The organism is Pseudomonas sp. EA_35y_Pfl2_R5 (assembly GCF_963970805.1).
Classification (GTDB): Bacteria; Pseudomonadota; Gammaproteobacteria; order Pseudomonadales; family Pseudomonadaceae; genus Aquipseudomonas.
The window spans coordinates 140,117-160,409 of record NZ_CAXAOW010000004.1 but is presented as its reverse complement, the minus strand read 5'-3'; the positions used below and the strand labels follow the sequence as shown (position 1 = coordinate 160,409).

Sequence of the window (20,293 nt, the reverse complement as noted above, 5' to 3'; positions counted from 1 at the left end):
GCTGCGTGACCTGCAGCCCCTCTGTTACACTGCCGGCCTCTTTGCCTCGGCCGCCCGCAATGGATCGCACTCAACTGCACAGCCTGCTGCCCCACCAAGGCCCAGCCCTCTGGCTGGATGGCCTGTTGGCGCATGACAGCCTGAGTATCCAGGGTCTGAGTGCCTGGCGCTTTCTCGAGACCTTTGGGGCCAATGCCTCACCCTGCCTGCTGTTCGAAGCAGCCGCTCAGTTGTGCGCCGCGCATGGTGCCTTATACGGCGATGCCAGTGCCATTGAAATGGCCCTGGTCGGCAAGCTCTCGCAACTGCAGCTACACCATGAACCGACGCAGCGCAGCGGCGCATTGCAGGTCAGCGCCCAGCAAGAGGCGCTAAGCCCGGCCGGCGCGCTGTATGCCTTCAGCATCCACAATGACGAGCAGCTACTGCTCGACGGCAAACTGCTGCTGGTGTTGATCCATGCTTGAACTTCGCCACGTCACGCACAGCTACCCAGGCGCAAGCCGCGCCGCGCTGCAGGGTATCGACCTGCAGCTACAGGCCGGCGAATGCCTCGGCCTACTCGGCAGTAACGGCGCCGGCAAGACCACCCTGCTATCGCTACTCAGTGGCGTGCTCACGCTGCAACAGGGTGAGCTGCACTGGGAAGGCCAGCCAAGGCTCGGCCTGGTACCGCAGCAGCTGGCCTTCTATGCCGGGCTCAAGGTGGGCGAGAACCTCGAATTATTTGCCGACCTGTATCGCTTGCGCGGCGCCGAACGCCGTCAGCGCCTGCAGCAGTGCATCGATATCTGCGCCTTGGGAGACAAGCTGACGCGGCGCAGCGAGCAACTCTCCGGCGGCGAACAACGGCGCTTGAACTTCGCTATCGGCCTGCTGCAACCCGCTGATCTCTATTTATTCGATGAAGCTACCGTGGGCGTCGACGCCGCGAGTCGCCAACAGCTGCTGGCTGCCGTGGAGCAGCTGACAGCCGATGGTAAGGCGGTGATCTACACCAGCCACTATCTGGAAGAAGTCGAGCGGGTCGCCCAGCGCATTCTGCTGCTGCACGAAGGTCAGGTACGCCTGGACCTGGAAAAACGTCAGCTGCTCGGTGACGACCACGGTCTGCTGCTGGAATGGCCGGACGCCATACCGATAGGTCTTATCGAACTGCTCGCGAGCCTGCAACTGACGGCCGAAGTGCTACCCAAGGGCCTGCGTATCGCATCCCTGAATGGCCAACAGCTGCTGGCGATCACCGAATTTGTTGCTGCGCAGGATGGCCTACCCAACCTGCTACGCTTCGGCCGCCCGTCGCTCGAGCAGTTCTACCTGCGCCTGAACGGAGGTCGGCTATGAGGCTCTGGGCGCTGGTACGCAAAGAAGTGCTACTGCTGCTACGCGACCCGCATGCGTTGGCCGTGCTGTTTATTATGCCGACGCTGTTTCTGCTGCTGATGGCCGGGGCCATGTCCAGCTATATGCAGGACAAGCCACCTGCGCTACGCCTGCTTATCGACGCACCACAGGGCGACGCCAGCCAGTTCTTCCGCGACGCCCTACAGGCGCAACTGCCCGACAGCCAGCTATTGGACGACAGCAGCGAAAGCCTGGCCCGCGTGCAGCTGCCCGCAGACTTCGCCGATACCCTGCTGGACAGCCCACATCAGGGCCCGAGCCTGAGCTTCCCGGCGCAGTTCGACAAGCTGTCGCGCCAGCGTCTGCACAGCGCAGTGAGCATTGCCCTGGCGCAAAGCCGGCTGCTGGCCTACCTGGAAGACAGCGGTGTGGTCGATGCCAAATTAAGCCGTGCCGAGCGCCTGCAGTTGGTGCAACAACGCACCCAGAGCCAGATCGACGAGCAGGAACAACTGGCCAGCGGCGACCTGAGCGGCCGCGCCAATGCCACCCAACTGAGCGTGCCGGCCTGGCTGATCTTCGGCATGTTCTTCGTCGTGCTACCCATGGCCGGTGGCTTCCAGCGTGAACAGCAGAGCGGCACCTTGCTGCGCCTGCGCTGCCTGGGCCTGAACCTCGGCACCCTGGTGCTGAGCAAGCTGCTGCCGTACCTGGCGATCAACCTGCTGCAGTTCATTCTGCTGCTGGGTATCGGCGTCTATGGTCTGCCGCTGCTTGGCCTGCCCGCCCTGAGTTTGCCCGGCAGCGCCGCGGCTTATCCGCTGCTCGCGCTGAGTATCGCCCTGGCAACCTGCAGCCTCGGCCTGTTGCTGGCTGCCCTGGCGCGTAGCAGTGAACAGGCGCTGCTCCTTGGCGGCGGCATCAACATCCTGCTGGCCGCGATTGGCGGAATCATGGTGCCGAAAAGCGTGATGCCGGCGGCCATGGCCCAACTGGCGGAAGTTTCCCCGATGAGCTGGGCACTGGATGCCTTTCTCACCCTTCTGGTGGGCCACGGCTCACTGGCCGACATCGCCCCCTACTGCGCGCGCCTGCTGCTGTTTGCAGCGGTGTGCGGCATGGCCGGGCTGCTTCTGTTCACCCGACGAGTACAGCGCACGCAATGGACCACTCACTACTAGAACAACAACTCAAACAACTGCTGATCCGCGAGTGCGACAAGGAAGACGATATCGACTGGCAGAGCATCAGCGACGACGAGCCGCTGTTCGGCGGCAAAAGCCGCATCGCCATGGACAGCCTGGATGCCCTGCAAGTCTCCTTGGCCCTGCAACAGCACTATGGAGTGCGTATTGAGGGCGCGAAAGACGGTCGACGTATCCTTGGCAGCATCGCCAGCATCGCCGCCTATATCAGGCAGCAGCAGTGACCCCGATCTACCTGCAACGCGCCGCCCTGCACTGCGCCCTCGGTGAAGACCTGCACAGCGCCGCCCGCGCCCTGCAAAGCGATCAGCCGCCCCAGGGCGAGCCCTTTGTACTGCATGAAGTGCTTGAGCCGCGCACGTATCTGTACGCCGCTAAAACCGGCGAACGCCTGAGTGAGCGCCTGGATCGCCTGCTCGGCGAAACCCTCGGTGAACACCCCCAGGCCCTCGACGACTGCCTGTTGATCGTCGCCAGCACCAGCCTGGATATCAGCGAACTGGAAGCCCTGACCAGCCAGCAGCAGGGGTTCCGTCCGGAAGACTCGACGCCACTGGACTTGCTCGCCAACCAGCTGCGCCAACGCTGGGGCTTTGCCGCCGCGTTTACCTTGAACACCGCCTGCACCAGTGCCGCCAACGGCCTGCTCTATGGCGCCCGGCTTATCAACGCCGGCCAGTACGTCCGTGCCCTGGTGTTGAGTTTCGAGACGCCCAGCGCTATCGCCATGCAGGGTTTCGGTGCACTGATGCTGACCAGCCCCAGCGGCGAGTACCGGCCCTTTCACCCCGAACGCGACGGCCTGATCCTCGGTGAGGCCTATGCTGCCACCCTGCTCACCCGTGAGCCAGGTGACGCGCCATTGGGCCGCCTGCTCGGCGGCTTTAGCGCCTGCGACACCAGCAGCCTGACCACCACCCGCGAGGATGGCAGCCATATCCACTGGGTGATGCAACAGGCGCTAAGTAGTGCCGGCTGCACGGCGGCGCAGATCGACCTAGTGAAACTGCACGGCACGGCTACCAGCGCCAACGATGAAGCTGAAAGCAATGGCATGCGCTTGCTGTACGGCAAACAGATGCCCGCCCTTAGCCTGCTCAAACCCTGGCTCGGGCATACCCTGGGCGCCTGTGGCTTAAGTGAAAGCCTGCTGCTACTCAAGGCTCTGCAAAACGGCCCACTGCCAGGCGTGAGCTACGCCAACCAAGCGATGCTGCCATTCAGTACAGAACCGCAAACTCTTGCAGCCAGCAGCCTGGTACTGACCAATTTCTTCGGCTTTGGCGGCAATAACGCCAGCCTGGTACTTCAGGGTTGCAGCACGGGAGAAACAGCATGCCGGTAATCGCAGCCAGCGAGATCCACGGCCTGGCCGCCACCAGCGATAAAGAGCTGAAAGCGGCCCTGGGCCAGTGGCTGGACAGCCCGCCAAGGCGTATCGACCGGCTGATTCTGCAATGCTTGCTGGCCGCCGCACCGCTGAAGAGCCAGGTACGCAACAACTGCGGCCTGTACCTGGCCTCGGCGCATCCGGCCCGCGCCACCATGGGCGCGCTGCTGGAGGCGGTGTGCGTGCAGCACAAACAGCCCAAGCCCTTCGAGTTCGTGAACAGTGTAAGCAACGCCGCCGGCTTTCATATCGCCCAGCAACTGGGTATCGACGGGCCGAATCTGTTTATCGGCGCTGGTGAACAGGTCTGGGCGCAGCTACAAGCGCTGGCCAATCTGGATTTACAGGACGGCCTGATCGAGCAGGCGTTGTTGCTGGTGTGCGATGAGCACGGGGATTTTTGTGTGCAGGCTGTGCTGCAGGAAGGTGCAACTGCTGGCGCTTACGCCAACAGTTTTGCCGAGTTAAGCGCCAATACCGAGGTGCTGCGAATCAAGCTGTAGGGTGGATGCGCCGTTTTCATCCACCAGCGGCGTTGAACGGTGGATCGCTACAGCGCGATCCACCCTAGCGTTTGCTCCAAGCCGCCAGCTCTTTCATCAACCCGCGTTCCTGCAGGGCAATGCCACGCAGACTCTCGGCGATGGGCGCGAAGTTGGGCGTCTCGCCTTTGTTGCGGCTGGCGCGCACACAGGCCGAGGCAAACTGGCGCCAATTGTCGCCGATGGCGGTCAGCTGCGCCGAGGCTTCCTGCAAGGTGCTGTCGCCAAGCTTCTCGCCGGCTTCCTGCAGAAAGCTCGCATACATAAAGCGGAAACCCGCGCCGCCGGTGCCTATTTCTTCCTGCATGCGCACGATATGGGTCAGGTACAGGCGGTTGTATTTGCTCTGCGCCGGATCGAGCTTGTCGATCTGCTTGGCCAAATGCTGAATGCCGCGAATACCGATCCACGGCAGTGGCATGCCGTCGAGGATACGCGTGGTAGACAGCACGCTCTGGCGGATCAGCTTGTTCCAGTCCTGCTCCAGCGGCACATCATCTAGCCAGTACATCAGGCCCTTGGCGGCCAGTGCACCTTTGGCGAAGCGCGCCTTCTGCAAGTCTTCGACGGCGCAGCGCACCGGCTCTTCAAACACCGGATCGCTGATCAGGTATTCATTACCCTCGCGACCATAGGCCAGCAGGTTGTGCGCATTGAAGTGAAAGCGCATCTCCGGCGGGAAATACGGCAACCAGAACACCGAACTCTGCAGCCCGGCCAAGCGGCCGCTGTCCAAGGCCGCATCCAGCTCGCGACGGCCTTGCTCGGGGTTACCGAAGGTGCGTGTATGCAGGCGCGCGCCCAGGCGCTTGCTCAGGGTCTTGATCAGGTGCTTGGGCGGCATGCGGTAGGCAATCAGCGGCATACCGCTGAGTTTGACGATCGGCAGGTAGGCGAACGCCAGGCCCGAGGCCAGACCGAAGGCCATCGGCTCGCTCATCGGCAAGCCTGCATGGGTCAACAGGCTGGCCATCACCCCGCTTTCGCAGTGGGCGCTCTGTTGATGCTGAAAACTGCTCATGCCATGCCCTTCTGATAAGAAATCAATTGCTCAACGGGCAGGCCGAACGCCTCCGCGTATCGCGCCAGAATGGCCGCCGACAATTTCTGGTAAATCGCCGGACGAAAATGCCGGCGAATACGCCATTGCCATAGCCCGGTAATCTGCGCCAACGCCGGCTCATCCAGACGATAGCGGTACATCAGGCACTTCAGCGGCGACAGCTCGCCGCGCTGCCAGCCCGCTTCGGCCTCAGCTTCCTGCTCCTGCAGTTCAGCTACGGCGAGCTGGGTAGCAAAGGCCTCCGGCTCCCAGCCATCACTCTGCGCGCCCTGGTAATGGCCACTGGCGTCTACCGCGTAGACCAACTTGCAGTGGCCGCCGTAAGTGGAGCTGTGATCCTGGGGAACCTCATTGAGCTTCATGTGTTGTCACCGTCCTGGCCAACCACTGTCAGATGCATAAAGGCGCTAGAGAAACGCCCACTTTCCGGCACATAGCAAAGCAAGCGCTGGCCGCTGCGCAGGCTACCGGCATTGAACAACTCATCCAGCATGATAAAGATCGACGCGGCGCCGGTATTACCCTTGCTGGTCAGGTTGGTAAACCAGCGTTCCTGCGGGATCGGCAGGCCCGCATTGGCCAGCCCCACAGACAGGCGCTCGCGGAAGAACTCGGAGGAATAGTGCGGGAGGAAATAATCCACCGCCTCGGCATGCAGCTCGCGACGCGCCATGATGCGTTTGAGGGTTTCTTCCACGGTGTATTTGACGATGTTGTCGTTGAGCAGTTTGACGTCCTGCTTGATCGCCATCAGCGAGCGGCGGTTGCGCTCGGCACCTTCATAACGGCTCCAGCCCTGCAGCTGGCCATCGACCATTTCCGCCCCGGCGTACATGCACGGCGGCATCTGGTCGGCGAAGGAAAAGATGTCGATCCAGTCGATACGCAGGCTCATGCCCGTGCGATTCGGCTGGCCTTGCAGCAGCACGGCACCGGCACCATCGGAGAGCATCCAGCGCAGAAAATCCTTCTCGAAGGCAATTTCCGGGTGGGTTTCCAGCTCGTCGAGGCGGCTCTCGTACTCGGCGTTGAAGTTGCTCGCCTGCATCAGCGTCGAGGCCACTTCCGAGCCACAGGCCACGGCGTTGCGGCTTTCGCCACTGGCCACGCTCATCCAAGCGTATTTCAGCGCGGTCATGCCGCACAGGCAGATACCGGCGGTGGACACCACTTCGCACGGCGGATTGCCCAGCTCGCCCTGCACCATCACCGCATGGCCAGGCATGACCTGATCCGGCGAGGCGCTGCTAGCCACCAGACAATCGAGATCCTCCAGTTGGAAATCACCGCCCAATAGACCGCGTATCGCTGCCGCGCTGACCTGGGCATTGTTCATGCTTGGCGCGCCGGTCTGCGGGTCGATCACATAGTGACGCTGCTGAATGCCATTGCTGCGCAGGATCAGCTTGCGCGCGCGCGACGGTTTACCGCCGACCAGGCCCAGGCGCGCTTCCATCTGCTCGTTGTCGACCGGAGCATGGGGCAGGAAGGCACTGATTCGGTTAATAAATACAGGTTGTACCACGGGACTTCCTCGGGTCACTTCACTCGCCAGACGGGCCGGCAAAGTAAGCCTTCTCACGCTGGGTGCGTTGTTTTAATAGCGGCGCCAACAGCTTTTTAAGCAAGGCACTGAGCGGCACCACGGTGACGATCAGGCACAACAGAAACACGATATACACCACCAGCCCTGCGCCACGCCGACGGCTCAGCTGCGGGCCTAAAGCAGCCAGCAAGCGGCTCCATAACTGGAAGCTGCGGTTGCCGACTTTCTCGCTGGCGATCAGCTTTTCATCAATTCGCACTGCACCAAGACCAGTCAACATCGGTTGCTCAATCGGCTGATCATCTGCAGTCAACCGCTGCGCTATAGCGGTGCCGAAACGACTGGCCGCAACAATTTCCACCTCGGCGATACCTGCGCGCGGCACCCATCCATAGGGCTTCTGCCGCCCGGTAAATAGCCACAAAGGCGTCGCCAGAAAGCTCGCCGCAGTACCGCAGGCGTCGGTCAGGGCGATATTGTCCACCAGCCGCGCGCCCAGTTCAGTGAGCCGGTTCTTGACCTTTTCCTGGGCCATCAGCCACATATTGCGGCAGCCAATCAGCGTCACCACCGGCGTGCCCTTGAGCAACTGCGCAGCCTCAGAGGAGGCGAGAAACGCGGTCATCGGCTGCGATGGCGAGAGGAACCACACCTGATACGCCAGAATCACCAAGTCATAGCGCTTGCTCGCATCCACCGCCAACGGCAGCAGCGGCTGCGGGCGCATCAATACGGTTTCAGGAAAAATCCGGAAAAAACCGAGAAAAGGCCAGGGAAACGGGTAAGGTTGCGCAGGCTGCAGTTGAAGAAAATCCAACTGAATATCGCTGCATTGCTGTAAAGGCTCGCATACCGACTGCGCCAACCTGTCTAGCTGGCCAGTTTGCGAAAAATGAACGATCAAGACCTGACGCATCGCCAGCCACTTCCTGCGAAATGCCCGGATTATGCCACAGAGAATTCTTCAAACCGTAAAGAAGGCCGGCTATCAGACTGGCCTTTTGCTGCTACTGGTCGGCTCATCGGCCCAGGCCGGTGACATCCTGGTCACAATAGACGGCATACAAGCCGCAGGAACCGTGCATGCGGCACTGGTGAGCGGCGAGCTGAAGCGCTGGCCCGAACAACCACTGCGCCAGCAACAGAGTGACGATGGCCAGCTGCGTCTGATCGATCTAGCGCCCGGACGCTATGCCATTCAGCTGTACCAAGACAGCAATGGCAATCGCCAGCTTGATCAGGGCCGACGCGGCATCCCGCTGGAACCGGTGGGCTTTTCCGCCAACCCACCGCTGCTCAATGGCAAGCCCACACCAGCTGACAGCCTGTTCGAGCACGGCACAGCGGACACCCAACTGCGCATCCGCCTGCAGAGCCCGAAAGCCAAGAAATAACCAGGACAATTAACGCGGCAGAGCCATCTCAGCAGCCGTGCGGCGCCAGATCAGCTCACGGGTGTCATAACCACGGCTGCGCGCCTCTTCAAGTAGCGTCGCCAAGTGTTTCGTGCTGGCGTCCTGATCTCGCGTTAACAACCAGAGGTACTTGCGATTGGGATGGCCGACCAGTGCAGTTTGGTAGTCATCATCCAGATACAGCACCCAGTATTCGCCCTTGGTCAGACCCGGCAGCAGCTTACTGGCCCAGTTGTCGAAGCGCACCCAGAACTTGCTAGTCTCGCCCGGCACCTGAGCCACAGCCTGTCCTTGCACCTGTTGCATATCGCCATCGAAAGTACGGCAGCGGTTGGTCACGCCAATCGTGCCGCCGTCCTGCAGCTCATAGAGCGCCTCGGACTGCGCACAGTTTCGCTGGAAAAACATCGGCAACCGCGCCTGTTCGTACCAAGTGCCCTGATAACGCTGCAGATCGACCTTCTCAATCGTCTTGGGTGGCACCACGCCTGTACCGGAATTGGCGCAACCTACCAGCAGCGCTGCTGCGGCCAACGCCGCCAGCAGGCGCATCACTTCAAGCCCTTGCCGGAAAACATCATGACCTTGTCGCCAGCGTACTGAACGCTGATAAAGCGCTGCTCATCGCCCCAGGTGCAGCTGGACATGCCAAGCGCGCCTGCGCATTCGGCCGGGCTGCCGAGCAGGCTCTCAACCTCATCCTTAGCCATACCCGGCTTGAGCTGAGCGTAATTATCCTGATTGACCTTGTTGCAGGCAGCCAGCAGCAGGCAACCAGCGAGTAGTGCGACGACACGCAGAGACATGGGGATACTCCTGAGAAAAGAACCAAGACCAGCTTGGCATAGCAATACCGAGCTTGCCTGCTTGGATGCTAGAAGCGCGAGCCAGGTTCCAGCAGAAAGGCAGATTCCTCAGTGCTGGAAGTGCGCCCGAGTATCTGATTGCGATGGGGGAAACGGCCAAAGCGTGCGATTACCTGCTGATGGCACACGGCATAATCCAGATAGTCGGCAAACAGCCCGCGCTCGGCGGCTACGGCTTGCTCGCGCAACACCTGAAACAGCTGCACGGCCTGATCCTGTAGCGCCAGATCTTCGGCGTGCTCCAACACCAGATAGGTAAATACGCGCTGGATGGGATGCAGCTGCTGATCCCAGCCGCGAGTCAACCCATGTAGGGCCAACGGCCGCGCCAGCAAGTCGCCGGCGAAGGCTTTGGGCGTATCGCGGAAGATCATCCGTGGCAGTTGATCAAGCAACAGCAGCGACGCCAGCCAGCCTTCAGGCTCGGCTTGCCAGTCTTGCAACTGACCGGCCAGGGCCTGCTCGACCAGCGCGGCAAACTGCTCGCGCGCCTGCTCATCCTGGCTGTCCTGCTTGCCGAACCACAGCGCGGTACGACTGGCAGCCACCTCGGCAGCCGTCACACCATTGCCGCAGCCGGCCGCACCAAACCACCAATCGAGTAACGGCTGCCAGGGCGCGTTCATCACTTACTCGCGGTGATAAGCGCTGATGCGCAGCACTTCTTCCTTGGAACCGAGGAAGACGGCTACGCGCTGATGCAGGGAGGTCGGCTGAATATCGAGAATGCGCTGGGTACCGTTGGTGGCCACACCGCCGGCCTGTTCGATGATCATCGACATTGGGTTGGCTTCGTACATCAGGCGAAGCTTGCCCGGCTTTTCTGGCTCGCGGCTGTCGCGCGGGTACATAAACACGCCGCCACGGGTCAGGATGCGATGCACGTCAGCAACCATCGCAGCCACCCAGCGCATGTTGTAGTTCTTGCCCAGCGGGCCTTCCTCGCCAGCCAGCAACTCGCTGACATAACGCTGCACCGGTGCTTCCCAGTGGCGCTGATTGGACATGTTAATGGCGAATTCTTTGGTCGATTCCGGCACTTTGATGTTGTCGTGAGTCAGCACGAAGCTGCCCAGCTCGCGGTCCAGGGTGAAGCCTTTGACGCCATCACCCAGGGTCAGCATCAGCATGGTTTGTGGGCCGTAGATCGCGTAGCCGGCAGCCACCTGCTCGGTACCTGGCTGCAGGAAAGCGTCCTCACCCAGATCGCCTTCATCGCCATTGCGATCCGGGCAACGCAGCACCGAGAAGATGGTGCCAACCGAAACGTTGACATCGATATTGCTGGAGCCATCCAGTGGGTCAAATACCAACAGGTAGGCACCTTTCGGGTACTTGCCGGGAATCTGGTAGGCATTGTCCATTTCTTCGGACGCCATACCAGCCAGGTGACCGCCCCATTCGTTGGCTTCCAGCAGAATTTCGTTGGAAATCACGTCGAGCTTCTTCTGCACCTCGCCCTGCACGTTCTCGGTGCCCATGCTGCCCAATACGCCGCCCAGCGCGCCCTTGGATACCTGATGACTGATTTCCTTGCAGGCCCGAGCGACCACTTCAATAAGGAAACGCAGATCGGCCGGGGTGTTGTTGCAGCGAGTCTGCTCGATCAGGTAGCGGCTGAGGGTAACGCGGGACATGGATGGCTCCGGAGGGAATGAAATCGCGCGCAGTTTACCCCTTTAGCGGGGAAAGCGCCTTAGCACTGGATAGAAGGGCCTTACGGGAAAATACACAACCGATCAAAACCCACTCAAAGGATCGCGGGCTAGCGGCATGCAAGGCAGAAACAGGTAAGGAAGCGGACTGGGCTCGCACCCGAGCCTGTTTCTAACGCAGCAAGACCGACGCGCAGCAGCCTTTGCTGGGCCATCAGACCAGGCTGCAGACTCTATTACGCCCGGCATGCTTGGCCTGATAGAGCGCGGCGTCCGCCACCTGCAGCAGTTGATCGAGCACTACTCCCTGTTCGGGCCACAGTGCAAGACCGGCAGAGAGAGTCACATAGCGCGCGCCGCCGCGGGTTGGCAGCGGCTGTGCAGCCAGCTCACGGCAGATGGTTTCCAGGCGCGCGCGGGCTTCCTTAGCATCGGCCCGCGGCAGGATCAGCAGGAACTCTTCACCGCCGATACGGAATACCGCATCCGAGCTGCGCAGGTTTTCCTGTAGATGCTGCGCCACGCCCTTGAGCACATCATCACCTTCCAGATGGCCATGCTCGTCGTTGAGCTGCTTGAAGTGATCCAGATCGATAAGCGCCAGGGAAATTGGCGTGCGTTCGCGCTGTGCCACGGCCAGCTCACGAGCAAAGAACTCATCCAGATAGCGCCGGTTATAGAGCCCCGTCAGCGGATCACACAGCGCCTGTTCCTGCAGTTGTTCATGCAGGTTGGTAATGGTGCGCAGGCGCTCCTCGCTCAGGGCCAGGGCCTCAGCTAGCTTCAGTTCGCTCAGGTGGCGCTGGGTAACATCACGCAGGTAGAGCATTCGCCCCAGCACCAGAGTACCGCGATGGGTCACCCGCTCAATGGCGCGGATACGCACCTCAAAATAACGCGCCGAGTTGGCCAGGGTCAGCAAACAGTCATGCTCACCTTGTACCTGCTGACTCAGCAGCTGTTGCAGATCAGCGCCGAGAATCGGCCAGTCGGCCAGCTGTCGGCCCTGCCAACCACTGCGCAGCCCCGCCAGTTTCAATGCAGCGGGGTTGGCCTCGATTACCCGCAATTGCGCATCGACGACCAGCACCGGATCGAGCAATGCATCCAGCAATAGATGGCGCGCTACCGGCAGCAAATCGAACAGGCGCACGCCAACGATCAACCAGGCAAACGCCACCAGAGTAAACGCAAAGCTGAAGGGGGTCGGGTCAAAACCGAACAGCATCCAACCGAAGACCACATAGCTGATATTGGCGGCCCAGGGCACTGCCGTAACAAAGACGAAGGCCAGGTAATGCCGCCGGTGCACGCCATAACTGACGATCGCCGCGCGCAGCACCACACCCATGCAGAAGGTCATAAACAGGTAGACATAAGCGGCGGCAGCGTAGAACAGCGGCCCATGCTGATAGCGAATCGGCGCGCCCGGCTCATCGCTCAGCGGCGCTGTATCCGCGCCGTAGAACAGGCCATGCCAGGGATTGCTCAGGGCCATCAGCCAGATCAGCACCGGCACCACAGCCAAACCCAGGGTGCTGCGCAGCGGCAGCGGCTGACGCACGCTGTTGACATACTGCCAGAGGAACACCGCCCAGAAAGTCGGCACCATCAGAATGCCCGGCCAGGCCATGGTGGCCCAGAACACTTTGCACTGCGGGCCCTGCGCGGCCATTTCCAGACTTGCGGCGATCATCCACCAGAGGCTCGCCAGGTGCAGCACGATAAAGCTCTCACGCCCTGGGAAATAGCGCTGCCGCATAACCCAGCGGGCCAAGAGCAGCACACCGAGGCAAACCGCTGAAGTCAGAATCACCGGGCCATTGAGCGCCCAGCCGGAATCACCGCAGGCATTCATCGGTAGGGCACTGCCAAGGAAAACGGCTGGATAGGTTTGCCAAACAAGCCTGGCAAACGCACGGGAATCACCCGACGACGGGTCAAAGTAGCAATACGCAAGGGCCTTCCTGACCTCAAACGCCAATCAATCGAAGATGCCAACCATACTGCAAAATTCGTTAGGCAGCTGGGCTTTATTTCTGTCATCCAGCGCTATTCAGCACTCGGCCGGCGCAACAGGCTGACTGCCATCAGCGCCAGCAAGCCCACGCCAAGCAGCAGCACCAGCCATAGCCCCCAGCGCTTCCAGTCGCTCTCGCCAACCGCTGCCTGTTCTTGCGGCGCTAGATCCTCAGCCGGCAACTGCGCTTCGGCTGTGCCTAGTTGCTGTAGGCGCTGCGGCTGATAACCAGGGATCAAGGTAGACAATGGCAAGGCAGCTGATTGGGCCCCTGCTCGCCCCACTACCAGCCGATAGGGCGGGCTACCACGCTGGAGAAACACCAGCTGGGTGGCACGCACCGCGACCTTGATTTGCGGCGGTTCGACGCCCAGACCGCCGCCGCGCTCATCCACTTGAAGACGCAACTGCTGCACCGCCCAGCCCGGCAACGGCAGTTCGTCCTGACGGATTTCTACGCCATTTTCCGGCAGCCGATAGAGAAGGGCCTGGGCCAGTGATTGCCACGCGCCCTTGGCTTCGCTGCGGCCAGTGACGCGGATCGGCGCCAGGCTATTGGCCTGACTGAGCTCGACGTGCAGACGCTCCAGCGGCAAGGCCAGGGGCAGTTGCCACTGATACTGGCCATCTGGGCTGCGCGTTGCCGCCAATGGCTGCGACCACACCAGCGGCGCCGGCATGCTGTCACTGCGCTGGCTGTGCAGGCTGGCCGCCGTCAGTTGCGGGGCTTGCTGCGGGCTTTGCCAGAGCAGGCGCAGGTAGCGCGCCTTGCTGCCCGGCAGCTCTATCTGGCGCTGCTCGACACGCTCGCCGTCGAACGATAAGCGCGCCAACTGTCCGCTACCCCAGGAGCGCCAGACTTGCAGGTCGTCACTGGCTTCGATGCTGAAATGCTGGAAGCCCTCCTGACCACCGCTCCAGTCCAGTTGCAGGCGCACCAGCGGCTCTTGCAACGCGCTGGCATCCAACAGCCAGCCACGCAGCAGCGCCGGCTTGTCGGCTGGATCCGGCTCATCAAGCAGCTCGATCAAGGTCCCGCTGGTGCTGCGTTGTACTCGCAGGCTCGGCGTGGCGCTGCTATCGCCTTGTTCGGCATATAGCGGAAACCACTTCACCGCCTGCTCCTGCTGGCTGTCGCGCGACTCGCCCTGCCCGGCTACCAAGGCGTAGGCCAGGGCCTGGCCTTCCGCGTTAAACACCCGCAGGTCACGCAAATCGCCATAGCGTGCGGCGAAATGCAGCGCCATCGGCACGTCCAGGCGATACCAGGGCCCTTCCCCATTAAGGCTCAGCGGCAGTTGCACGGCATAATCGCCAGACTGCTCCTGCCCCAGGGCTGGCGCATTGCACAGTAGGCCAAGAAACGCAGCGCTACATGCGCCGAGGATAAAACGATTGATCATGCGGGCTCCTGCGACTGTTGCGCATCCACCTTGCGTGCCGGCAACGGGGCGAAATAGCCCACCACCAACAGCAATACACCAACACCAATAAACGACACGATGCGCTCCAGCCCACCGCGATTACCCAACTCAACGAAGAACAGCTTGGCCACCACCAGCGCGATCAACGCCGCGCCGATCAGCCACAGCTCGCGCCGGCCAAGGCGATTACCGAGGAGCATCAGCGGCAGAGCGATCAGCGTCCAGACGATCGACAGACCGGCCTGCACCAGCATCGAATCGAGCAGCGCATCCAGCTGATAAGGCACGCCGCCCCAGTGATGCGCAGTGCGCATCACCATGGCGGTCAGCAGCGCGAACAACGAAGCCCCAGCCACCGCCTGGGTCAGCCACTGGCTGCGTATGGCGTCCACTCCCAGCTCAGCCAGGCCCATACGCGCCCAAGCGAATACTGCGCCAAGAGCAAACAACAAGCCCAGTTCCAGCGGATTGAGCAACGGTAGGTAAGCCAGGGGTTCGGCATCCCCAGCGCTGGCGACGTTGGCCAGCCAGAACCAGCCGAGCATCAGCAGCGCCAGCGGGGCCGCTGCCAGCAAACGGTATTCACGCGGATAGGCCGCCACCGGCCAAGGCCAGCGGCGTGGCAGCGCCATCAGCCATAGATAGGCGCTCGGCAGCAGCGCCCAGCCCAGCCAGCGCCAGGCGTTGTAATGCTCCGACAGAGCCAGCAGCAGGTAGCGCAACTCCAGCGCCAGCACGCCCAGCAGCAACCAGCAGCCAAGCACATGGGCGGCGCTCAACGCGCCGGCCGGCAGCTGCACAGCCAAACGCCGCAGCGCCCAGAAGTGCACGGCAAACAGCAGCGTCCAGGCCAGCCAGCCGAACTGCGCCGCCGGGTGATAGTGCAGGTGCCAAGCATGCAGCAGCACCACGCCGGCCAACGGCGTCAGCAGGCAACACAGCAGCGCCAGTTCGGCCCAACGTGTGCGCGGCGCCAGGAAAGCCGTCAAGGCCACACTGGCCGCTAGTACCGCGAGCAGCGCACTGCTCTGCCATTCGGCCACGACAAAACGCAGCACTTCGCTGCTTAGCGCCAGCGCCCACCAGGCCGCGCCCCACACCAACAGCAATTGCGCCAAGCCAAGCAAACTGAAATTGCCCAGGGCGCTGGGCGCCTCACGACGCGCCAGCTGTTGCAAACGCCAGGCGCCGACCAAAGCGGCGACACCGAGCACCAGCGGCGTCCAAAAATCCATATGCGCCAGCGGGCGAATCCCCTCAGCCGACAACTGACCGAACAGCAACGGGCTGACCGCAAGAAACACCAGCCCCGCCAACACCTGCAACAACAGACCGAAGACAAAACTGGCGCGTTGCTGCAAGTGCAAGCTGAGCCAGATTATCAGCAGCCCGCTGCCGCCCCATACCGCACTAGCCGTGGCCCAAGGCAGGACGAACAGCACCGCCAGATTGAGAAATACCAGCCCCACCAACAGCACGATGGACAGGCCGCGCAGCAGGCGGCGATCCGCGCCGACCTGCGGGTCCCGCGCCGCCAGCAGCATGCCGGCGATCAGGCCAAAGCCGATCAAGGACGAGGTCAACAAGCCCTGCCAGCCGGCAGAGAACCCGCCTATACCGCTGGACGCATTGCCGGCCATGTCCAGCATAAACACCAGGCCACCGAGCAACTGCACGGCAAAGGCACTGAACAGAAAACTGCGCGCCTGGATGCGCAGGCCCAGCCACAGCGTCAGCAGACCAGCTAGCGCCCAGCTGATCGCCGTGCCCTGCGCCGCGAACAGCAATGGCGCTATCAGATAAAGGAAGCCCAGCCCCGCGCAGGCCAGCACCGGCAGCCCGCGCACTTCCCAGCTACTGGCCAGTGCCGTGTTTTGGCGCAACTGCCAGTAGCTGAACAGCAAGGCCACGCCGAGCATCAACGCGCCCAGCGGCGCACCGTCCAACAGGGTCAGTTCACCGCCGCGCAAGCCGATAACGAAGGCCAGCGCCGCGCCAACCTGTAGCAGCAAGGCGAATGCCCGTGCCAGGCTGCGTTGCTGACGCAGACCGAGCCAGAAAATACCCGCCCCTTCCACCGCCCAGGCGGCCGAGGTCCAGCGCGCATCCAGGCCCAAGGGAATGGCCAGGCTGCCAAATACCACGCCCAGCGCCAGGCAGGTTTCCACCAGCAGTGCCGCACGATCACCGGTGCGACCGACCAGCAGCCGCGCCAGCACTAGGTAGAACAAGCCTAGCGCCAGCGCACTGAAGGCTGCGGCAAACTCGATATGCTGCACCAGCGCAAACTGCAGACCAAAACCTACCAGCGGCGGGCCGAACAGCACGGTGGCATCGATATAGTCGCCCTTGCGCGCCGCCCAGCGCAGCAGCGCATCGCGGTCCTCGGGCGCATCCAGCGCCTCGCGCAGCTTGCGCCGGGCAAACAGCAGACCGATGGCCACATACATCAGGAAGAACAGAATCAGAAACGGCTCGGTGCTCCACAGCAGTTCCGGTGTATAGGAGCGAATGCCCCAGGCGAAGCCGATGCCGAAGGTGCCGACAAAACCGATCAGGTTGAGCAGGCGCCAGGCCTTGAACCAGGCGATGGCAAAGATCCCGGCATTGAGCAGGGCGAAATAACTGAACAGCGCGACATGATTGCCGCTGCCGGTCGAGGTCAGAATCGGCGCCGCAAAACCGCCCAGAGCCGCTGCAGCCGCAAGGCCAAGGGCATTCTGCTTGACCGCCAGGATCGCCGAGAACAGCGTGACCAGCACCAGCAGGCCCAGCGCCACGCCAGAGTCCAATAAAGGATGCAGCCGCATGGCAGCGAACACCGTCAGGTACAACACGGCGATCCCGGTGCCCTGCAGCATCAGTGCGTAATTAGGATTGCGCAGGCGCAGCCACCAGCCCAGAGCCAGCAGCGCCACGGCACTGGCGGCGACACTCGCGTAACGCATCTCAACCGGCACCACCACTCCTTCAGTGGCGTAACGCAGCAGGAAGGCCAGGCCGAGAAACAACAGCACAACGCCAACACGCAACACCGTGTTGCCGCCCAACAGCCAGTCCTTGGCCGCCGTAAAGCCCCGCTCAAGCAAAGTCGGCTGACGCGGCTCTGCCGGTTTCCACGGCGTGGCGGACGGCTGCTTGATCGGCTCGGCTGCGGGCCCAGCCTCGGCATGCATAGGAGCGACAGGCGCAGGTTCGGGCAGGACAAAATCCAGGGTCCAGTCCAGCTCGGGCTCGGCAGCCTGGGCAGCGACAATGGGCTCAGGTTCGGGCTCGGCAACGGACCTGAGCGGCTCCGCCACGGGTGGCGCATCAGGGGCCGGCGCTGCGCCCTGCTCCAGCTTGAGCAAGCGCTCATACAGCGCAGCTGTGCCCTGCTCGAAGCGCTGAGAAAAAGCCTTGAGCTGCGCCGTTAGCGCGGCATTCTCGCGCGCCAGCCCATGTAGCTTGAGCGCCTGACCAAGGCCCAACCCCACCAAGGCACCTAACAGCGAGGCTGTCAGCGTCTCATCCGCCAATGCCCCGAGCACCAACCCCACCAGCATGAAGATCCATTGCATGCAGCGCGTTCCTATTCAACTAAACCCGAACATCCTGTTGCCCAGCACCCGGCGCAAACTGCGCAGCAGTATAGGAGCCTGGCAGGTGCATACCCAGAGAGACGAATGCCGCACGCATCACAGCACAGTCATAAATTGCCGGGGGCTGTTTTTAACGTTGTGTCGCGGCGAACCAAACGGGCTCTGCCATGGATGGCCGCCATAAAAAATCAGCTCAAACATAACCGCACAAATTATGACCAGCCGGCAGATAGTCATTCACAAACGCCGCAAGGTCGCTATCATCGCGCGCCGCACACCTGACGCCAGCCCCGATGAAAAACAACCTGATTGCCGCCGCCGAACTCGACCGCCTGGAAACCTGGGCCAAATATACCGCTGACATGTGCCACAGCTGCATGTCCAGCTGTTGCACGCTGCCGGTCGAAGCACGCTTGAATGACCTGATTCGTATTGGCGTGGTCGACGAATTCGAACGCAGCGAGCCACTGAAGAACATCGCCAAGCGCCTGCAGAAAGACGGCATCGTCGAGCGTTTCCATCAGAAATCGGGCATCTTCACCCTGACCCGCATGAGCAACAACGACTGCTACTACCTCGACCGCAAAACCCGCCTGTGCACCATCTACGACAAGCGCCCGGATACCTGCCGCAACCATCCGAAAATCGGTCCGCGCCCGGGTTATTGCGCATACAAGCCCAAAGCCTGAGCTCTCCCCTCGCCACACTGGTTTATCCTAGGCGCCCTCCTTGCGAACTAGGTCAACCTGCATGTTCCCATGGCACACCCTCAGCCTGTGGATGGATCAGCTGGACAAACCGCTGACCGCCCGCCCCGCGCTTACCGAAGACCTGCATGCCGATGTGGCCATCATCGGCGCGGGCTACACCGGCCTGTGGACCGCCTATTACCTCAAGCGGCAGGCGCCACATTTACGCATAGTCATCCTCGAAGGCGAGATTGCCGGCTTCGGCGCTTCCGGACGCAACGGCGGCTGGCTGATGGGCAACCTGCTCGGCCAAGACAGCCTGCTCGCCGACCAGCCCAGCGCCGCACGCCAAAGTGCCTATAAGCTGCTGCATGGCATACCCGATGAAGTCGCCAGCGTGCTGCAGCGCGAGCAGATCGCCTGCGATTACCGCAAAGCCGGCGTACTGTATTGCGCCGCACGCTACCCCGAACAGCTGACCAGCCTGCGTCAATATCTGGCCGAACTGCGTGCCCTAGGCCTGGATGAAAATGACTACCGCTGGTTAACACCCTTCGATCTGGGCAAACAGCTGCAACTGGCCAATGCCTACGGCGCGATTTATACGCCACACTGCGCGACCATTCAGCCGGCCAAACTAGTGCGCGGCCTGGCTCGCTGCGTAGCGGCCATGGGCGTTGAGCTGTATGAGCAGAGCCGCGTGACCGACTGGCAAACCGGTATGGTGCGCACCGCCAGCGGCAGCGTGCGCGCCGACTGGATCGTCCCGGCCGTTGAAGGTTACGCCGCCAGCCTGCCGCCCTTGGGCAAACACCAACTCGCGGTGCAGAGCCTGCTGGTGGCCACCGAGCCGCTACCCAAGGAAGTTTGGGCCGATATCGGCCTGGAGCGCGGCCAGGCCTTCAGTGAGAACAGCCGCCAGGTCACCTATGGCCAGCGCAGCGCCGACGACCGGCTGGTGTTCGGTGCCCGCGGCGGCTATCGCTTTGGCGGCCAACTGCGCCACGACTTCAACCTCAGCGAGAACGAGCGCGACTTGCGCCGCTACCTGTTCGGCGAACTCTTCCCGCAGCTCAAGCAGGTGCGGATCACCCACGCCTGGGGCGGTAACCTGGGCATGGCACGGCGCTTTCGCCCGCACATGCTGGTAGACCGACGCAACGGCATCGCCCTGGCCGGCGGTTACGGCGGCGAAGGTGTCGGCGCCAGCAACCTCGGCGGGCGCACCCTGGCGGACTTGATTCTCAACCAGCAAAGCGAACTGACCCGCCAACCCTGGGTGCTGGGCGACCAACCAATCAATCGCCTGCCGCGCTGGGAACCGGAGCCGCTGCGCTGGCTCGGCTACAACGCAATCATCCAGAGTTTTGCGCACGAAGACCGTGTGCTGGCCAACCCAGACAGTCCCCCATGGCGGCGCAAGCTGGCCAGCAGCCTGGCCGGCACCATGGAAAAATTTATGCATTAACGGAGCGGTTCACAAGCAAGGCACCCTGGCGGATATCAGCCCAAGACCGAGCAACTAGCACCTGGGTTAGTTGCAGCGATAACAG

General features: G+C 62.1%; 20 protein-coding genes. 9 read left to right on the top strand and 11 right to left on the bottom strand.

The window, feature by feature from the left end; all coding sequences use genetic code 11:
* Positions 1-59: 59 nt before the first annotated feature.
* From AACX99_RS10780 to AACX99_RS10755, 6 genes are read left to right on the top strand one after another with little or no spacing between them, the layout of a single operon-like run.
* A complete protein-coding gene (locus AACX99_RS10780; protein WP_339411704.1) occupies positions 60-467 on the top strand; it encodes a beta-hydroxyacyl-ACP dehydratase in 408 nt (135 codons plus the stop codon).
* Positions 460-1,344, top strand: a complete 885-nt coding sequence (locus AACX99_RS10775) for an ABC transporter ATP-binding protein (RefSeq protein WP_339411703.1) — start codon at positions 460-462, stop codon at positions 1,342-1,344. Before AACX99_RS10780 ends, AACX99_RS10775 begins: the two co-directional genes overlap by 8 nt.
* Positions 1,341-2,525, top strand: coding sequence for an ABC transporter permease (locus AACX99_RS10770; RefSeq protein WP_339411701.1), 1,185 nt, complete (start codon positions 1,341-1,343; stop codon positions 2,523-2,525). Before AACX99_RS10775 ends, AACX99_RS10770 begins: the two co-directional genes overlap by 4 nt.
* Positions 2,507-2,773, top strand: coding sequence for an acyl carrier protein (locus AACX99_RS10765; RefSeq protein WP_160014823.1), 267 nt, complete (start codon positions 2,507-2,509; stop codon positions 2,771-2,773). The genes AACX99_RS10770 and AACX99_RS10765 overlap by 19 nt, the downstream gene beginning before the upstream one ends.
* Positions 2,770-3,894, top strand: a complete 1,125-nt coding sequence (locus tag AACX99_RS10760) for a beta-ketoacyl synthase N-terminal-like domain-containing protein (RefSeq protein ID WP_339411700.1) — start codon at positions 2,770-2,772, stop codon at positions 3,892-3,894. The genes AACX99_RS10765 and AACX99_RS10760 overlap by 4 nt, the downstream gene beginning before the upstream one ends.
* Positions 3,885-4,442 carry a hypothetical protein gene (locus AACX99_RS10755; RefSeq protein ID WP_339411699.1) on the top strand — a complete coding sequence of 186 codons (558 nt, stop codon included), beginning with the start codon at positions 3,885-3,887 and terminating at the stop codon, positions 4,440-4,442. The genes AACX99_RS10760 and AACX99_RS10755 overlap by 10 nt, the downstream gene beginning before the upstream one ends.
* 64 nt (positions 4,443-4,506) lie before the next feature.
* On the opposite strand, the gene AACX99_RS10750 is transcribed toward AACX99_RS10755, so the two are convergent.
* The 4 genes from AACX99_RS10750 to AACX99_RS10735 are packed head-to-tail and all read right to left on the bottom strand — an operon-like array spanning position 4,507 to position 7,907.
* Positions 4,507-5,502: a BtrH N-terminal domain-containing protein gene (locus tag AACX99_RS10750; RefSeq protein ID WP_339411698.1), complete on the bottom strand. Its 996-nt coding sequence runs from the start codon at positions 5,500-5,502 to the stop codon at positions 4,507-4,509.
* Positions 5,499-5,906 (bottom strand): hypothetical protein, encoded by a 408-nt coding sequence (locus AACX99_RS10745; protein ID WP_339411696.1) that lies wholly within the window; start codon positions 5,904-5,906, stop codon positions 5,499-5,501. The genes AACX99_RS10750 and AACX99_RS10745 overlap by 4 nt, the downstream gene beginning before the upstream one ends.
* Entirely contained in the window at positions 5,903-7,069 is a 1,167-nt protein-coding gene (locus AACX99_RS10740) for a beta-ketoacyl-ACP synthase III (protein ID WP_339411694.1), read from the bottom strand. The genes AACX99_RS10745 and AACX99_RS10740 overlap by 4 nt, the downstream gene beginning before the upstream one ends.
* A gap of 19 nt (positions 7,070-7,088) precedes the next feature.
* The gene (locus AACX99_RS10735; RefSeq protein WP_339411692.1) at positions 7,089-7,907 is read right to left on the bottom strand and encodes a dialkylrecorsinol condensing enzyme; all 819 of its coding nucleotides are present in this window, start codon (positions 7,905-7,907) and stop codon (positions 7,089-7,091) included.
* Positions 7,908-8,037: 130 nt separating this feature from the next.
* Between AACX99_RS10735 and AACX99_RS10730 the strand changes: the two genes are divergently transcribed.
* Complete coding sequence (locus AACX99_RS10730; protein WP_339411690.1) at positions 8,038-8,484, top strand: DUF2141 domain-containing protein; 447 nt, start codon at positions 8,038-8,040, stop codon at positions 8,482-8,484.
* A 9-nt stretch (positions 8,485-8,493) separates the two neighbouring features.
* Here the strand turns inward: AACX99_RS10730 and AACX99_RS10725 are convergent, their stop codons facing one another.
* The 7 genes from AACX99_RS10725 to AACX99_RS10695 form a co-directional block, all read right to left on the bottom strand.
* Positions 8,494-9,057, bottom strand: a complete 564-nt coding sequence (locus AACX99_RS10725; RefSeq protein WP_339411865.1) for a lipocalin family protein — start codon at positions 9,055-9,057, stop codon at positions 8,494-8,496.
* Positions 9,057-9,311: an outer membrane protein assembly factor BamE domain-containing protein gene (gene bamE, locus AACX99_RS10720; RefSeq protein WP_339411689.1), complete on the bottom strand. Its 255-nt coding sequence runs from the start codon at positions 9,309-9,311 to the stop codon at positions 9,057-9,059. The genes AACX99_RS10725 and bamE overlap by 1 nt, the downstream gene beginning before the upstream one ends.
* 68 nt (positions 9,312-9,379) lie before the next feature.
* Positions 9,380-9,997: a DUF924 family protein gene (locus AACX99_RS10715; RefSeq protein ID WP_339411687.1), complete on the bottom strand. Its 618-nt coding sequence runs from the start codon at positions 9,995-9,997 to the stop codon at positions 9,380-9,382.
* A 3-nt stretch (positions 9,998-10,000) separates the two neighbouring features.
* On the bottom strand, positions 10,001-11,008 hold the full coding sequence (locus tag AACX99_RS10710) for a class 1 fructose-bisphosphatase (protein WP_339411685.1): 1,008 nt from the start codon (positions 11,006-11,008) through the stop codon (positions 10,001-10,003).
* A 232-nt stretch (positions 11,009-11,240) separates the two neighbouring features.
* Entirely contained in the window at positions 11,241-12,884 is a 1,644-nt protein-coding gene (locus AACX99_RS10705; RefSeq protein WP_339411684.1) for a histidine kinase N-terminal 7TM domain-containing diguanylate cyclase, read from the bottom strand.
* 194 nt (positions 12,885-13,078) lie between these two features.
* Positions 13,079-14,449: a DUF3999 domain-containing protein gene (locus tag AACX99_RS10700; RefSeq protein ID WP_339411682.1), complete on the bottom strand. Its 1,371-nt coding sequence runs from the start codon at positions 14,447-14,449 to the stop codon at positions 13,079-13,081.
* Complete coding sequence (locus tag AACX99_RS10695; protein ID WP_339411680.1) at positions 14,446-18,030, bottom strand: DUF2339 domain-containing protein; 3,585 nt, start codon at positions 18,028-18,030, stop codon at positions 14,446-14,448. The genes AACX99_RS10700 and AACX99_RS10695 overlap by 4 nt, the downstream gene beginning before the upstream one ends.
* 314 nt (positions 18,031-18,344) lie before the next feature.
* Between AACX99_RS10695 and AACX99_RS10690 the strand changes: the two genes are divergently transcribed.
* Together AACX99_RS10690 and AACX99_RS10685 are read left to right on the top strand one after the other, a co-directional pair.
* Positions 18,345-18,740 carry a YkgJ family cysteine cluster protein gene (locus AACX99_RS10690; protein WP_296129555.1) on the top strand — a complete coding sequence of 132 codons (396 nt, stop codon included), beginning with the start codon at positions 18,345-18,347 and terminating at the stop codon, positions 18,738-18,740.
* Between the two features lie 61 nt (positions 18,741-18,801).
* Positions 18,802-20,208, top strand: a complete 1,407-nt coding sequence (locus tag AACX99_RS10685) for an NAD(P)/FAD-dependent oxidoreductase (protein ID WP_339411675.1) — start codon at positions 18,802-18,804, stop codon at positions 20,206-20,208.
* Positions 20,209-20,293 lie beyond the last annotated feature (85 nt).

Coding starts and splice junctions, on each gene's coding strand:
- AACX99_RS10780 (WP_339411704.1), top strand. CDS start 60: ATGGATCGCACTCAACTGCACAGCCTGCTGCCCCACCAAGGCCCAGCC.
- AACX99_RS10775 (WP_339411703.1), top strand. CDS start 460: ATGCTTGAACTTCGCCACGTCACGCACAGCTACCCAGGCGCAAGCCGC.
- AACX99_RS10770 (WP_339411701.1), top strand. CDS start 1,341: ATGAGGCTCTGGGCGCTGGTACGCAAAGAAGTGCTACTGCTGCTACGC.
- AACX99_RS10765 (WP_160014823.1), top strand. CDS start 2,507: ATGGACCACTCACTACTAGAACAACAACTCAAACAACTGCTGATCCGC.
- AACX99_RS10755 (WP_339411699.1), top strand. CDS start 3,885: ATGCCGGTAATCGCAGCCAGCGAGATCCACGGCCTGGCCGCCACCAGC.
- AACX99_RS10750 (WP_339411698.1), bottom strand. CDS start 5,502: ATGAGCAGTTTTCAGCATCAACAGAGCGCCCACTGCGAAAGCGGGGTG.
- AACX99_RS10745 (WP_339411696.1), bottom strand. CDS start 5,906: ATGAAGCTCAATGAGGTTCCCCAGGATCACAGCTCCACTTACGGCGGC.
- AACX99_RS10730 (WP_339411690.1), top strand. CDS start 8,038: ATGCCACAGAGAATTCTTCAAACCGTAAAGAAGGCCGGCTATCAGACT.
- AACX99_RS10725 (WP_339411865.1), bottom strand. CDS start 9,057: ATGCGCCTGCTGGCGGCGTTGGCCGCAGCAGCGCTGCTGGTAGGTTGC.
- bamE (WP_339411689.1), bottom strand. CDS start 9,311: ATGTCTCTGCGTGTCGTCGCACTACTCGCTGGTTGCCTGCTGCTGGCT.
- AACX99_RS10715 (WP_339411687.1), bottom strand. CDS start 9,997: ATGAACGCGCCCTGGCAGCCGTTACTCGATTGGTGGTTTGGTGCGGCC.
- AACX99_RS10710 (WP_339411685.1), bottom strand. CDS start 11,008: ATGTCCCGCGTTACCCTCAGCCGCTACCTGATCGAGCAGACTCGCTGC.
- AACX99_RS10705 (WP_339411684.1), bottom strand. CDS start 12,884: ATGAATGCCTGCGGTGATTCCGGCTGGGCGCTCAATGGCCCGGTGATT.
- AACX99_RS10700 (WP_339411682.1), bottom strand. CDS start 14,449: ATGATCAATCGTTTTATCCTCGGCGCATGTAGCGCTGCGTTTCTTGGC.
- AACX99_RS10695 (WP_339411680.1), bottom strand. CDS start 18,030: ATGCAATGGATCTTCATGCTGGTGGGGTTGGTGCTCGGGGCATTGGCG.
- AACX99_RS10690 (WP_296129555.1), top strand. CDS start 18,345: ATGAAAAACAACCTGATTGCCGCCGCCGAACTCGACCGCCTGGAAACC.
- AACX99_RS10685 (WP_339411675.1), top strand. CDS start 18,802: ATGTTCCCATGGCACACCCTCAGCCTGTGGATGGATCAGCTGGACAAA.